We start from the raw sequence: 15,003 nt of genomic DNA on the forward strand, positions 1-15,003 counted from the left end.
TTTTAGTGGCCATTATTGTGAGTCTGCTACTGCCCCCGGCGACCCCGCTGATCGGGATGTTGATGTTCGGAAACCTGTTAAAGGAATGTACCGTAACCGACCGACTGTCGCAAACGGCGCAAAACGAACTGATCAACATCGTAACGATTTTACTGGGAATCAGTGTAGGAGCCTCGGCGAAAGCGGAGCAGTTCCTGGAATTTGAAACCATTCAAATCATTGTTCTGGGCGTTGTGGCCTTTGGGGTAGGTACGGCTTCGGGACTGATCATCGCTAAGCTGATGAACAAGATCTCGAAAAAAGCCATCAATCCTCTGATCGGCGCTGCAGGCGTATCCGCGGTACCCATGGCCTCCCGGGTGGTCCAAAGCGTGGGCCAAAAGGAAAACCCCAGCAACTTCCTGTTGATGCACGCCATGGGACCTAACGTATCCGGCGTCATCGGCTCCGCCGTCGCCGCCGGCGTCATGCTCTCCCTCTTCGGCGGCTAGCAAAAGCGGGTGACAGCGGGACGGAGTTTTTGTCATCTTTTTAAGATCTTTTGACAGCAACACGGAGTTTTTGTCATCTTTTAAAAATGGTTTGATAGGGATAGCTGTTTTGACAGGGAAAGGGAGTTATTTGTCCGGGGATGACAAAAACTCCGTCCCCCTGTCATCGTTTGTCCGGGGATGACAAAAACTCCGTCCCCCTGTCATCGTTCCCTTGTCATCTTGTCATCTCGAAACGTAAAAATAGGAAAGAAGGTGTGGAGATGGATGAATCACTAAAAAGTAAAGAAATTATGGAAGCAACCATTGAAAGAATTCATCATTTAATGGAGGAAGGCGAGCTTACCTGCCGGGAACTGGTGGAGTTTTATTTGAAACGCATAGAAGCTTATGATCAGAAAGGCCCTAAAATCAACTCGATCATAAAAATTAATCCTGATGCCTTGAAGATTGCGGATGAGCTGGATGCAAAGTACGAAAAAACAGGGTTGACGGGATCCCTTCATGGAATTCCTGTTTTGTTAAAAGATAATGTGGATACGAAGGATATGGAAACCACGGCAGGCTCTTTAAGTTTGGAGGAGTCCATACCGAAGGAAGACGCTTTTATCACGAAACGTATGAAGGAAGCGGGAGCCATTATTATTGCCAAGGTAAATCTTCATGAATTCGCCGTTTGGGGAGAAACCGTAAGCTCTGTTTTAGGCCAGACCCTTAACCCCTATGATCTAACAAGAACCCCGGGAGGGTCCAGCGGCGGTACCGGCGCAAGCGTTGCCTCAAATTTTGGAATGGTGGGAATCGGAACGGATACGATTAACTCTGTACGGTCTCCGGCGTCGGCATGCAGTCTTGTAGGTTTTCGACCGACGGTTGGGCTTATCAGCAAAACCGGGATTGTTCCCTATTCATTTACCCAGGATACGGCAGGTCCGATTTGTCGGAGTGTGGAAGATGCGGTGAAACTGTTGGATGTAATCCGCGGTTACGATCCGAAGGATAGGGCAACGGCCGGGGCCCGTGAAATGCAAACCGGTTATTTTGCCAAGCATTTGAAAAGGGATGGATTGAAGAAAAAACGGATCGGCGTTCTAAGAAGCTTTTTTGGCAAAGAAAAAGTACATGCAGAGGTGAATGAACAGATCAATAAACGCTTGGAGGATATCCAAAAGTCCGGCGGTGTGGTGGTGGATCTTGATGAAAGCATCGATGCGGATCAACTGATTAAAGAGGTCAGCGTTCATTTATATGAATTGAAAAGGGAGTTGAATGAATACCTGGAAGCCTTGGGAGAGCCGGCGAAGGTGGGGTCCCTGAAAGAAATCATTGACTCGGGAAAGTTTCACAAAGGAATAGAAGAGAACATTAAAATTGCCCAAGACTTGAGTACCGATACTCCCGAGTATCATAATCGTCTAAAAAAACGAAAGCAACTAAGAAATCAAGTGGTTGAGATCATGGAAAAAAATCAACTGGATGCCATCGTATATCCTCATCAAAAGCGTCCCGTGGTAAAGGTGGGAGAATCCCAAGTGGACCGGAACGGAGTAATCGGATCGGTTACAGGGTTTCCTAGCTGTGTTGTCCCTGGAGGATTTACAAGCGCAACGGCTGAGGCTCCCGGAGGAATCCCTGTGGGGATTGAGTTTTTAACAAGGGAATGGGATGAAGCCACGTTAATTGAAATTGTCTATGGATTTGAACAAAACACTTTATGTCGCAAGTCACCCATGGAGGTACCGGCGGTGGAGTCGTAACAGAGCTTCATAAGTGATTTCGCCTAGTAGATAATCGGAATATGACAAAAAAACCAGTAAAGGATGAATAGTCATCATTTACTGGTCTTTTAAATAGTCGAGAATTTTTATTAATAGTTGACAATGGTTTGTTGTAAAAAGCATTATAATAAGCCGAGATAAGCATAAAAACCTAGTGCCTATAAAATGGGTTCGTTTAATTTGTAAAAGATGAGGGTATATTCATATTACAATATAAAATTATTATATGAGGAGGTATGAAAATGAAAATTTTAGTAGGATACGACGGTTCGGAAGGCAGTAAAAAAGCCTTGGAGAAGGCAAAAAATTTGATATCCACTTGTGATGTTTCTGAAATCACTATGGTCCACGTAGAACAGCATAGTGCAATTGAATACGCACCCTATGGTGGGGTAGTGAAAATGGGGGATATGGAGAATACCGCAGAGGAAGTTTTCGGAGAGGACTTTAAGGAGATGCAGGAAGCGGCAAAAACCATTGAAAATAGCAAGGTAGAACTTAAAATCATTGAAGGAAATGACCCCGCACAGGTTCTGGCGGATTACGCAAAGGAGAAAGAATTTGATCTCATTGTAGTAGGGGCAAGAGGAACCACCGGACTGAATAAATGGAAACCCGGCAGTATTAGTAAAGCAATCGTGGATAATTGCTGCACAACGGTAATGGTTGTAAAATAAAAGGTAATAAAGGTAAACGCCTGAAGTTTAATCGCTGATTTATTTCTTTGCGCTTAGACTTTGGGCGTTTTTTTTGTTGTTCTATAATATTCTAAAAATGAATATTAAATCTTTAGTGGAACTTACTAAATAAAAAAATAAACTGGAGGGTTTATGTCGAATGAACAACCATGAAAGAACTACGAGAAATTTGTTGCAAATACTTAATCAGAAAAGTATAGAGATGAATCATCTGCGCAATCCTATAAAAAAGAATGAAACTTGTTAATACTTTAGCAAAAATGTTGTGAAATATTTCTAAAAACTCTGGGAATTTAGAATAAAAGTTGTTAAGTAGTACCAAAGGATTTTTTGGTATAATGTTTGTAAGTTGAAAATTAAGAATATAATAATATATTCAGCGTAGTGTTTATTGTAAAACATGGAGGTGTTTAGATGAAATCCTTTGAATATTTCAAAGTGAAAACCGTAGCAGAAGCCATTGACCGATTAAAAGAAAATCCCGACGGCAGTCATATTCTAAACGGCGGGACGGATTTAGTTCTCCGGATGAGAGAGAACCATCTACACCCGGATCGGATCATCGATATTCGGGGAATTGAAGAGTTGAAAGAAATCAGATTTTCTAAAGAAGAGGGTCTTTTTGTAGGGGCATGCGTTCCCTTGGGCGAAATGGCCCATCATAAAAGTGTGGTCGAACATTATTCGCTACTGGCCGATGCTGCAGAACTAGTAGGTTCGGGTCAAATCCGGAACGTAGCAACCATGGCGGGGAATCTATGCAATGCCTCTCCATTAGCGGACACGGCGACTCCGGCTCTGGTTTTGAAAGCGGTAATGATTGTAGAGGGTAGCAACGGGGAAAAGGAAATCCCTGTTAATGAATTTTTCAAAGGCGTTCGGCGAACGGCTCTAGAAAAAACCGATGTGGTAAAAGGTGTAAGAATACCTTATGAGGAAGGTTTGCAAGGAAGTTTTCAAAAGGCCTCCAGAAGAAAAGACGTGGATCTTTCCACGGTTTGCGCCAGCGGAGTGAAAATCGGAGACGAATACCGGTTCGCCTTGGGAGCGGTGGCTCCGACCCCTCTTCGCTTACCAAAGGTAGAGAGCTTTCTAAAAGGAAAAGAAATTAATGAAGATACGATTAAGCAAGCTTTGGACTTGATCGATGATGAGATCTCACCGATCGATGATGTGCGCAGTACAAAAGAATTCAGAGTCCATCTTGCGAAGACTTTAGTACAAAGATGTCTTGAACAAATGGCTTAAACGGAGGTGTAATTGATGAAAATTAAATTCACGTTAAATCAGGAAGTCATAGAACATGAAGTTGCTCCGAATAAAACCTTAGTCAATATGTTACGGGAGGATTTTGATCTCACGGGAGCAAAAGAAGGGTGCGGTGGGGGAGAATGCGGCTCATGCACTATTCTTTTCAACGGAAAACCGGTAACATCCTGTCTTATGTTAGGGGTTCAGGCAGACGGTCAGGAAATCACCACAATTGAAGGGTTATCCCAAGGAAATGAATTGGACGAATTACAAAAAACCTTTATTTCCACCGGCGCTCTCCAGTGCGGATACTGCACACCCGGGATGATCTTGACTGCAAAAGGGTTGTTATCGGAGAATCCGGACCCCACAAGAGAAGAGATTAAGACGGCTTTAAGCGGTAATCTATGTCGATGCACAGGATATAAACGAATAATTGAAGCGGTAGAGCAAGCAGCAAAACACTACCGATAAAGGAGGGACCTTAGATGAAATATGTTGGTCAAAATGTGGAACGGGTTGACGGAATAAAAAAGGTCACGGGAGATTTGAAATATGTGGATGATATGAAACTCCCGAGAATGCTATATGCAGGGGTGAAAAGAAGCCCCCATGCCCATGCGAAAATCTTAAAAATCGACACGACCTTAGCGGAGCAACACCCCGGGGTAAAGGCCGTGGTTACAGGGAAGGATTTTCCCAAAAAAGCGGGACTGTACCTAACGGATAAAACGTTTTTTGCTGTGGATAAAACCCGGTTTACCGGAGAAGCGGTTGCTGCGGTGGCTGCGGAAACTGAAGAGATCGCAAAAGAAGCGGCGGAGCTTATTGAAGTGGAATATGAGGTCTTGCCTTCTCTTCACGATGCTAAGGAAGCGATTAAAGAAGATGCACCCCTTATTCACCCCGAGTTAGGGGATTACCGGGTAGTTCCCATTTTTAAACCGGTTCCGGGAACCAATATCAGTGAACATTTCAAGCTTAGAAAAGGGAATGTAGAGGATGCTTTTAAAAAAGCCCATAGGATCTTTGAGAAAGAGTTTTACGTTCCCCATATACAGCACACCCCCATTGAAAATCACGTTGCCATAGCTCAGTACGATCGTGAGAAAAATTTAACGGTATGGGCGAGTTGTCAGTCACCCTATGCTGTACGGGCGGCGTTGTCCGATGCCTTTGAGGTTCCCTTTCATAAACTGCGGGTAATCTCACCGGCGGTGGGAGGCGGTTTCGGTGCAAAAGCGGGCACAACCCTGGAAGGAATTATTATACCCCTGGCAATGAAACTCGGTAATCGTCCGATAAAACTCACGTATAACCGGGAAGATGAATTTGTCAGTTCCTATGTTCGACAGGCTCTGCACTCGAAATTCAAAACCGCTGTGGATAAAAACGGTAAAATACTAGCGGTGGAAAACGAATTTATTTGGGACGGCGGCGCGTTTACGGAGTACGGGGTAAATATTGCGAAATCTGCCGGGTTTGCTGCCGTAGGCCCTTATGATGTGGAAAATATTCATTGTGATTCCTATGCGGTATATACAAACAATCCCGTAGGCGGACCTTACCGAGGATTCGGTATGGCGGAAATACACTTCGGCATTGAACAGAATATGGATCACATTGCTAGAGAAATGGAAATGGACCCGATAGAACTTCGAAGAATCAACGCACAAAAACCGGGAGGAACAACCGCCACCGGTGCAAAGGTGGATGCGGCTTGCGGCCTGGAAGAAAGCTTGGAAGCGGTGGTCAAGGAAATTGACTATCACACGCCTTCAGAGCAACCGGCGGATCCGAATAAAGTTCGGGCAAAGGGGATTGCTTGCGGAATGAAAGCCCCTTCTATGCCGAATAATGCAGGTTCTTCCGCTGTAGTGAGAATTAATGAGGATGGTTCGGCATTTCTCTCGGTAAGTGCCCAGGATTTAGGTCAAGGTTCGGATACCGCTCTTTCTCAGATCGCTGCGGAAGGGTTGCAAATTCCTGTAGAGAAAATCACAATAAAAACAGGAGATACCGACCATACTCCCTATGAGTGGCAAACCGTTGCAAGTCGGATCACTTATTCTACAGGAAATGCCATTATCAAAGCTTGTGAGGATGTAAAAAGACAATTGGCAAACTTGGCTTCACGGAAACTGGAAGTTCCGGAAGAAGAACTTATTTTAGATGATGAGCATGTGGTTTGGGAAAAGGATGCCTCTAAAAAGGTTCCGGTCCGAGACTTAGCCTTAGGACTTCAGTTTGAAGACGGTTCCGGAATTCACGGACCGATTATCGGCCGGGGATCCTTTGTACCGGAAGGTGTGGTGAACTTCGATCCGGAAACCGGCTTATCGGAAAAACCTGTTGTGTTCTGGACTTATGGTGCCTATGGGGTAGAGATTGAAGTGGATAAACAAACCGGAAACATTCAGGTGTTAAAAGCAACAACCTGCTTTGATGTGGGCAAGGCCATCAATCCGGAACTTGTAAAAGCTCAGTGTGAAGGAGCGGTAGTCCAAGGTTTGGGATCAGCAATCTTTGAAGAAATCATTATGAAAGACGGAAAGTTCCAAAATTCCAACTTTGCAGATTATAAGATTCCAACTTCGGGAGATATGCCGGAGATGACCATTCATATCGCAGAGAATCCTCAATATGACGGGCCCTATGGCGCCCGGGGAATGGCGGAGCCGGCTATGATTCCTGCAGCTCCCTCCATCGTGAATGCGTTTTATAATGCCACGGGCATCGCGATGAACAAGCTTCCTTTAACGCCGGAAAGGGTTGTTAATGCTCTTAAAGAGCATAATAAATAAATACATTTCAAAGGAAAAGTCTTAGGCTTTTCCTTTGATTCAAGCTTACAGGAAAGGAGGCGAGAAAAGAGTCGAATTTTTTTATAAGGAGGAAGGTAAATGAGTGATGTTAAAGAAGAAAAAGAAGTCATGGATAATGATGCTGATTTTGTAGCAGCTTCAGACCTATCCAGTAATTTCAGTAAGGGACAGCAGGTATTTTTAGGATTTCAACACACTCTCGCAATGTTTGGTGCCTGTATTCTGGTACCGCTTTTAACCGGTTTAAGTGTTTCTGCCACATTGTTTGCCGTTGGTGCAGGTACTTTGATTTTCCATTTCATGACAGACCGAAAAGTACCGGCCTTTCTAGGGTCATCTTTTGCGTTTATCGGACCGTTGATTATAGCCGGTGAACAGGTTGGACTTCGAGCAGCGCAGGGCGGTATAATTCTAGCGGGTATTACATACATTATTGTAGGATACCTGATGGAATTGGCCGGCCCGGAAAAGGTCAAGCGGGTGTTTCCTCCCGTTGTTACAGGGCCGATCATTATGATCATCGGTTTAAGCTTAGCCCCTGTAGGGATTGATATGGCCAGCGGACACTGGGGTGTGGCACTGATCACTCTCGGTACGGCGGTTATTGTTAATATTTGGGGTAAAGGAATGATTAAAGTGCTTCCGATTGTAATCGGATTGGCGGCAGGATATCTCGGTTCCTTGGCCTTTGGATTAATTGAAACCGCAGAAGTAGCAGAAGCCAGTATGGTAGGACTTCCGGGATTCACATTGCCGGAGTTTAACTCCACCGCTTTATTGTTGGTAGGACCGGCAGCCATTGTTTCTATTGTTGAACACTTTGGTGATGTGCTTGCGATTGGAAGTACCATCGGAAAAGATATTCGAAAAGACCCGGGGATTCCAAGAACCTTTTATGGTGGAGGACTCGCAACGATCCTATCCGGTTTTGTAGGCGGACCTTCCCTTACAACGTATGGTGAAAACGTCGGGGTATTGGCACTGACCCGAGTGTATGCTACTTTTGTCGTTAGTATGGGAGCGGTATGGGCCATTGCTTTGGCTTTTATTCCGAAAATCGAAGCGGCGATTCATACGATTCCCACTCCTGTAATCGGAGGAATTTCCGTACTTCTTTATGGTATGATCGCAGCCGTTGGTGTTCGTACGGTTGTTGAAAACAGAGTAAACTTCACGAAATCAAGAAACTTGATTGTAGCATCGGTAATCCTGGTGCTCGGTGTCGGCGGAGTAGGATTTGAAATCGGTGACATTGAATTCAGTGCATTGGTTATTGCAGCGGTATCCGGTGTTGTTTTAAACCTTATTCTGCCTGGAGGAGAAGTTGCATAAGTTAAGGAAGTAATATCAGAAAGAGAACAATCCGGTCTTTAATTTACACTTACAAGTATCCATAAAACTTTATGGATACTTGTGTTTTCATTAGATAAATATTACACTGTAAGCAAACAAGATTGTCACCATTAAAAGACTAGAGGAAAGAGAGGTGAAGCTGACTATTGTCAGCGAAAATATGACTCAGGATAAAAAAAGAATTGTAATTGCCCTAGGAGGAAATGCCCTCCAAGCGGATTCCAAAGATACTACAGCAAAGAAGCAAAGAGAAACGGCGAAGGAAACGGCACAACCGATTGTGGATTTAATAGAAGAAGGGCATGAAGTGATACTGGCCCACGGAAACGGACCTCAGGTGGGACAGATTATTGCAACCTATGAAACGGCGGTGGAACACGATGACAGTAACCAATTGATGCCTTTTCCCGAATGCGGGGCCATGTCCCAGGGGTATATCGGATACCATCTGCAACAGGCGGTTCGGGAAGAAATGGTCCAAAGAGGGGTTGCCAAGGAAATTGCTACGGTGGTGACCCAGGTGGTTGTTGACGAAAATGATCCGGGTTTTCAAAATCCGACGAAACCCGTGGGCTCCTTTTATTCCCAAGAGGATGCAAAAAAAATGGAACAGGAGTTGGGTTTTGTCATGAAAGAGGACGCCGGAAGAGGATACCGCAGAGTGGTGGCATCTCCGGAGCCGGTTGATGTGGTGGAAGCCCCGGTTGTGAGCACTTTAGTGGATCAGGGGCATGTAGTGATCACCGTGGGCGGCGGCGGTATTCCCGTTGTTGATCGGGGTAACGGTGTATTGGAAGGAAAACCGGCTGTGATTGACAAGGATTTTGCTTCGGAAAAAGTTGCTGAAATTCTTGATGCGGACCTTTTGATTATTCTTACGGCGGTGGAAAAAGTTGCGATTAACTTTGGCAAACCGGATCAAAAAGAGTTAGAGCAGATTTCCGTAAAAGAAGCTTATCGATATATTGAAGAAGGGCATTTTGCCCCGGGGTCCATGTTACCTAAAGTAAAAGCGGCCTTGAAGTTCGTAGAATCCGCACCGGGACGACGAACCCTGATTACTTCTCTGGATAAAGCGAAAGAGGGAATAGCAGGAAAAACCGGAACAACTATTGGATAAAAAAATCACCTTGCTACCACATCTTAACTGTGGAACATTATAACAAAATCACTGTTAAGGCGGCCGAAAAATGGCCGTCTTAACCTAGTGATTGTACATTGAAGGAGTGTAACGAGTGGGAGAAAATATTAAAAAGATGGTTTTCAGTCAAACTATATATTCGATTTTCAAGAGCTTTGTTATGGTTTTCGTAAACATTTATTTATGGAGAACCGGGGAAAGCATCGAAGGTGTAGCTTTGTTTAATCTTTTTAATTTTGTAGCGGCTTTTTTGTCCTTTTATCTGGCAAATCGAATAGCACTTATAAATATGAAGTTGAATTATATCGGTTCCTCTCTGGCTTTTATATCTTTATTTATTATTGCAGCGATCTTTCAAGAAGGAATAAACGATTATGCAATTTTGATTGGTGTTCTCGGCGGAATCGGGGACGGGCTCTTCTTTTTTAATATGAACTTTTATCAGGCTTATCAACTGGACCGGGAAGAAGCGGACCAGTTTATGAGTATGGTGGGCATGGTTACCAAGGCTTCATCCATTGGAACGCCTGCGGTATCCGGTTTTGTCATCGGACGGTTCGGTTTTACGGCTATGGTGTATGTGCTGTTAGTGCTACTCGCGGCCCAGATGGTAAACGCTATATCCTTACCGAAAACCAATATTCAATATATGTTCAAAGTGAATTTTAAAAAGTTGTTCCGTTGCCCCGATCAAAGACGAATTCTTTTGACTCATGCCATCCATGCACCTTATGGCCAGTTTATCATCATGGCAAACAGCGTGTTTTTGTACTCCTTTGTGGCAAACGAAGAGCTGATGGGTTATCTAAATACAAGCTTTGCGGTTGCATCCATTATATTGTATTATGTGTATCTAAAACTACGAAATTATTTGCAGAGAAAAACCCTTGCAAAAATCGGTGTCATTGCCTTGGCTTTATCGATGTCCGTACTGTTTAGACCGAGTTTTATGACCTTTGTGATTTTCAGTCTCACCATTGGGCTGGGAGATGCTTTTTTCAGCAAACCTCTAACCGGGGCACAAATTTACTATGCCAAAGAGTATGCGGAGAGTGAGAGTGAAGTTCTTGGCAATTTAATTACAAGGGTATTTTTATTAACAACGGGTAGAGGAATCTTTTATATCCTAGTATTTCTTTTCTATGAAGATCATACATCTTGGATTTTCACGGTGTTTTTAATCTATAATATTATGTCGCCGATCGTCAGTTATCAGTTAGCGAAAAAACAAATGAGATGAGGGTGGTTATATGACGAAGGTAACCGGGATCATGGTGAAAGAATTAATGGAACTGGAATTTATGAAAGAGGCTAAGGTATTAGCAGGCGAGAAAGGGTTGGACCGATTCATTCAAAAGGTCAACGTGATGGAAGTTCCGGATATTGTGGACTGGGTTGAAAAAGGAGAGCTGGTGTTGACCACGGGTTATGCGATTAAGGATGATCTGGAATCCTTTCAAAAACTCATCATTGATCTGGATAATAAAGGGGTTGCAGGGCTGGGCATTAAAACCCATCGTTACATTAAAGAAGTTCCTCAGTATATTATTGATGAGGCCGATCAAAAGGGATTTCCTATTATCGAGCTTCCCTATGAATTGTCGCATTCCACGGTTATTGCAAGTAGTTTGACACAGATTATTAATCGACAGACGGAACTGTTAAAACGCATTGACAAGGTGCAAAACCGTCTGCTTAACACCATGCTTCACGGGGGAGGTTTGGAATCCATCGGGCAGGTGATTTGCGATAGTTTGGAAAAATCCACCTTGGCTATAAGAGAATATACCTTTGAAGAAAATGTCATTTTCTGCCGTGAATCGAAAAAAGAAGAAATAGAAAAGATTTTAAAAAAGGACCGGGAAAAGGGTACGGAATATGCCTTGGATCTGGAAAATGATTTTAAACATTTTGAAACCCGGGACGAGATTGATGGTGAAATGGTTAAGAGGTATATTATTCCCATCTGTACCCAGGATCGAAATTTTGGGGCCATTTATATTTGGGACAGTAATGAGGAATTGACAAGTTTGGAGTTGCGCATGATTAAATCCGCCAGCTCGATTATTGCACTGGAAATCCTTCGTAAACTTTCCATGTTTGAAATCGAAAGTAAATATAAAATTGAATTTTTTGACGACTTATTTTCGAAAAATCCAGTAAAGCGGAATCGTGCCCTGGAAAGATCGGCTTTTTTCGATTTTGACAAGAGTATTTCCTATTCCGCCGTGGTAATTTCCATCGGATCCAACAATATTGTGGATAAGCATAAAAGCATACAAACCCAGTTGTTACACAAGGTGAATGTTCGGGTATTGGGCTTAATACAGCGGGTCTTACAACAACAAAAAAGAAATATGATTTGCGGGAATAAAAGTGATAAAATCATCATTCTTTACGGTTCTGCAATTGAAGGGGAAGGGAAAACCCTTAAAAAAGAAATCCTCTCCTTTTGCAATGAAATTCTCCACTATGCGGAATTGGAATCTATTGATAAAGTAGAAATCGGTGTAGGTAGAAATTACAAGAACTCCGATGAATTATGGAAGAGCTACCGGGAGGCTAAACGGGCGATCCGAAGTATTGATATGGATCAAAGTCGAAATGTTATGCATTATTCCGATTTAGGGATTTACAAACTGTTAACCTATGAGGAATTAAAACCGGAACTGAATGACTTTTATAAAGAAATCCTACGTCCTTTGGTAGAATATGATAAAGAGAAGAACACGGAATTGGTATTAACTCTTAAGGAGTATTTTTTGCATGGAGGAAATTGCAAGAAAATATCCAAGGAAATGTTCACCCATTATAACACGGTTATTTACCGGATCCAGCGGATTCAAGAAATTACAGGGGCTGACTTGGAAGATTATAACGATCGACTGAATTTACAAATTGCATTAAAGATTTATGATATTATTGACGAAACAGATTAATCTTTCTGAAATTTCAGGGGATTTAGCAAAAGTTCACAAATCTTTCTCTGGCATTTTATTCATTCTCACTAAAGATTCCCTGGGCTAAATAAGGTATTATTAATATAGAAGGTTGATTATATGAAAATTAAATTAATGGATAAAAAACTTTATGAAGAATTAACCAAGGAAAAAGAGGAATCCTTCCAGGTACATTCTGTCTTTAAGGAAGCTTGTAATCTCTATACTCCTCGAGGTTTATGGGTAACCTTGGTTACGGAAAACCGTTATTTGCCGCCGAACGGAATAAAATTAAATCACAGCCGGGATCTCAGAGAATGTTACCGGCAGGGTGAGCTTATCGGATTTTCCTTTCGGGATCAAAAGGTGGAACGGTTAAACCTGAGTTTGCATTCCCAGGCATTTGATCAAGGGGAAAGTAAAAAAAACAAAAGTTTAAAACTGGAATTCATGAAAGCCTATCTTGATTTAAAGGGGGAGGCCGAAGCCTTAGGTAATCGAAACTTACCGGAAGGTGTGAGGGCTTCTCTTCAATCCCTGGAAAAGGCCCTGGCAGAAAACCATTCGGAAAAAATCAAAAAGGCGGCCAAGGGATTGATCGGATTCGGACACGGACTAACTCCTTCCATGGATGACTATTTAACGGGAAGGATTCTCATGTGGAAAACATGGAGAATGCAATCTCCGGCGGTAAAGGAAGCGGATTATTCCCTGGCCATCAAAGAGGTGAGTAAGGGGAGAACAACGACAGCCAGTGAATGGTTGATTCATTTCGCAGCCGAAGGAAGATGTTCCGAAGAGATTATGAATTTTTTGCATTCTTATTTTTCAAAATCTTCCGGCGGTGACTTTGAACATGCTTTTAAGGAAGTGCTCCGCATCGGAAGCACCTCGGGGGAAGACCTGATGTACGGTATGTGGAGTGAAGGGGAACGTTTATTTAAGAAATACGAAGGAGGAAGCAGTGAATGGGAATAAAATCGCACGTGAAAAAGAACGCTTATTATGATTCTGCAGTATTGATGCAAGTGACAAAAGAACTTAAGAAATCCGATGACATCAAGGAAGTTATTGTAGGAATGGGAACTCCTCTGAACAAGGAATTAGCTGGAAATTTAGGGTTGTTAACCGAGGAAGTAAAAGAGAGCACACAAAATGATTTCTTCGTCAGTCTTGAAGGCGCAGACTCCGTGGATATGGATGAAGTGTTGACTAAAATTACAGAGCTCTTAAACAAGAAAAAAGCTTCGGGAGATCAAGACTATCGTCCCGCGACCTTAAAGTCCGCGTTGAAAGTTATGCCTGAGGCGAATCTTGCATTGTTTTCCATCCCGGGAGAATATGCCTATGACGAAGTGATGAAAGCCCTGGATGAAGATTTACATGTGATGCTTTTCAGCGACAATGTAACCATGGACGAAGAAAAGAAACTGAAAGATTATGCAAAAGAAAAAGGGTTGTTAATGATGGGCCCGGACTGTGGAACCGCCATTATCAATCACACGCCCTTAGCTTTTGCCAATGTTATAAAACCGGGAAATATAGGAATTGTAGGAGCTTCGGGAACCGGAACCCAGGAAGTATCGGTACTGATTGATAAATTCGGAGGCGGAACTTCCCAGGTGATCGGAACTGGAGGAAGAGACCTGAAAGAAGAAATCGGCGGAACCATGATGTTAATGGGTCTGGATGCCTTGGAAGCCGATGATGAAACGAAAGTGATTGTTTTAATTTCTAAGCCGCCCCATGAAAGTGTAGCAAAGAAGATTTTGGAACGGGTAAAGGAATGTAAAAAGCCGGTGGTGGTTGATTTTATCGGCGGCGATACGGAAATGATCAAATCCTACGGAGCTCACGCCTGTATAAGCTTAGAGGATACCGCTCAAAAAGCGGTGGCGGTAGCGAAGGGAGAGACGGCGAAGGACTTTACCGGATTCACCATGGATGAAGGAAAGATCGACGAAATGGTTGAAAAAGAAGTTCGACAATACAGCAATAAGCAAAAGTATGTCCGGGGATTATACACCGGCGGAACCTTGGCCGACGAGGCTATGATGGCCTTAAGCGAAAGTCTAAAAGGGGTTTATTCCAATAAACCCATAGCGCCGGAGTTTAAACTGGAGGATGTATTTAAAAGCAAGGAAAACACGGTGGTTGATTTAGGGGAAGATGAGTTTACGGTTGGAAAACCCCATCCGATGATTGATCCTTCCGCTCGGGTAGAGCGAATGAAACAGGAAGGCTCTGATGAAAACGTAGCCGTGGTGCTAATGGATATGGTACTGGGGTACGGTTCCCATGAGGACCCTGCCGGGGAAATGATTGAATCCATTAAACAAGCAAAAGAGGCAATGGAGTCCAATGGGGGGCACCTTACCGTGGTAGCTTCGGTATGCGGTACGGAAGGAGATCCTCAGGATCTTGAGGCTTCAGAAGAGAAGCTGAAGGAGGCAGGCGTTATTCTATTGCCGTCGAATGCACAAGCTGTAAAGTTTGTTGATAAAATCATGAAGCGAATTACGTAAGG

General features: G+C 43.3%; 12 protein-coding genes. All 12 read left to right on the top strand.

The features are described 5' to 3' along the window. A partial coding sequence (locus ISALK_RS12260) for a sodium ion-translocating decarboxylase subunit beta (protein WP_160722724.1) occupies positions 1-491 on the top strand: 491 nt, incomplete at its 5' end. 263 nt (positions 492-754) lie between these two features. Then, a complete protein-coding gene (locus ISALK_RS12265) occupies positions 755-2,248 on the top strand; it encodes an amidase family protein (protein WP_160722726.1) in 1,494 nt (497 codons plus the stop codon). 263 nt (positions 2,249-2,511) lie between these two features. Further along, complete coding sequence (locus ISALK_RS12270) at positions 2,512-2,946, top strand: universal stress protein (RefSeq protein ID WP_160722728.1); 435 nt, start codon at positions 2,512-2,514, stop codon at positions 2,944-2,946. 435 nt (positions 2,947-3,381) lie between these two features. Beyond that, positions 3,382-4,215 (top strand): FAD binding domain-containing protein, encoded by an 834-nt coding sequence (locus ISALK_RS12275; protein ID WP_160722730.1) that lies wholly within the window; start codon positions 3,382-3,384, stop codon positions 4,213-4,215. Positions 4,216-4,230: 15 nt separating this feature from the next. Then, entirely contained in the window at positions 4,231-4,692 is a 462-nt protein-coding gene (locus tag ISALK_RS12280; protein ID WP_160722732.1) for a (2Fe-2S)-binding protein, read from the top strand. 14 nt (positions 4,693-4,706) lie between these two features. After that, entirely contained in the window at positions 4,707-7,022 is a 2,316-nt protein-coding gene (locus ISALK_RS12285; protein WP_160722734.1) for a xanthine dehydrogenase family protein molybdopterin-binding subunit, read from the top strand. Positions 7,023-7,121: 99 nt separating this feature from the next. After that, positions 7,122-8,375: a uracil-xanthine permease family protein gene (locus tag ISALK_RS12290; protein ID WP_160722736.1), complete on the top strand. Its 1,254-nt coding sequence runs from the start codon at positions 7,122-7,124 to the stop codon at positions 8,373-8,375. A 181-nt stretch (positions 8,376-8,556) separates the two neighbouring features. Next, positions 8,557-9,516, top strand: a complete 960-nt coding sequence (gene arcC / locus ISALK_RS12295) for a carbamate kinase (RefSeq protein ID WP_160722802.1) — start codon at positions 8,557-8,559, stop codon at positions 9,514-9,516. 115 nt (positions 9,517-9,631) lie between these two features. Then, positions 9,632-10,777: an MFS transporter gene (locus tag ISALK_RS12300; protein ID WP_160722738.1), complete on the top strand. Its 1,146-nt coding sequence runs from the start codon at positions 9,632-9,634 to the stop codon at positions 10,775-10,777. Positions 10,778-10,787: 10 nt separating this feature from the next. Continuing rightward, positions 10,788-12,476, top strand: a complete 1,689-nt coding sequence (locus ISALK_RS12305) for a PucR family transcriptional regulator (protein ID WP_160722740.1) — start codon at positions 10,788-10,790, stop codon at positions 12,474-12,476. A gap of 120 nt (positions 12,477-12,596) precedes the next feature. Then, entirely contained in the window at positions 12,597-13,454 is an 858-nt protein-coding gene (locus ISALK_RS12310) for an oxamate carbamoyltransferase subunit AllH family protein (RefSeq protein ID WP_160722742.1), read from the top strand. Further along, positions 13,445-15,001, top strand: coding sequence for an acyl-CoA synthetase FdrA (gene fdrA, locus ISALK_RS12315; protein ID WP_160722744.1), 1,557 nt, complete (start codon positions 13,445-13,447; stop codon positions 14,999-15,001). The genes ISALK_RS12310 and fdrA overlap by 10 nt, the downstream gene beginning before the upstream one ends. The last annotated feature ends 2 nt before the right edge of the window (positions 15,002-15,003 follow it).

Source organism: Isachenkonia alkalipeptolytica (assembly GCF_009910325.1).
GTDB lineage: Bacteria > Bacillota > Clostridia > Peptostreptococcales > T1SED10-28 > Isachenkonia > Isachenkonia alkalipeptolytica.

What these genes read in the sequence shown, in the direction of transcription:
- arcC (WP_160722802.1), top strand. Translation starts at nt 8,557, where the DNA reads ATGACTCAGGATAAAAAAAGAATTGTAATTGCCCTAGGAGGAAATGCC.
- ISALK_RS12275 (WP_160722730.1), top strand. Translation starts at nt 3,382, where the DNA reads ATGAAATCCTTTGAATATTTCAAAGTGAAAACCGTAGCAGAAGCCATT.
- fdrA (WP_160722744.1), top strand. Translation starts at nt 13,445, where the DNA reads ATGGGAATAAAATCGCACGTGAAAAAGAACGCTTATTATGATTCTGCA.
- ISALK_RS12285 (WP_160722734.1), top strand. Translation starts at nt 4,707, where the DNA reads ATGAAATATGTTGGTCAAAATGTGGAACGGGTTGACGGAATAAAAAAG.
- ISALK_RS12310 (WP_160722742.1), top strand. Translation starts at nt 12,597, where the DNA reads ATGAAAATTAAATTAATGGATAAAAAACTTTATGAAGAATTAACCAAG.
- ISALK_RS12265 (WP_160722726.1), top strand. Translation starts at nt 755, where the DNA reads ATGGATGAATCACTAAAAAGTAAAGAAATTATGGAAGCAACCATTGAA.
- ISALK_RS12290 (WP_160722736.1), top strand. Translation starts at nt 7,122, where the DNA reads ATGAGTGATGTTAAAGAAGAAAAAGAAGTCATGGATAATGATGCTGAT.
- ISALK_RS12270 (WP_160722728.1), top strand. Translation starts at nt 2,512, where the DNA reads ATGAAAATTTTAGTAGGATACGACGGTTCGGAAGGCAGTAAAAAAGCC.
- ISALK_RS12305 (WP_160722740.1), top strand. Translation starts at nt 10,788, where the DNA reads ATGACGAAGGTAACCGGGATCATGGTGAAAGAATTAATGGAACTGGAA.
- ISALK_RS12280 (WP_160722732.1), top strand. Translation starts at nt 4,231, where the DNA reads ATGAAAATTAAATTCACGTTAAATCAGGAAGTCATAGAACATGAAGTT.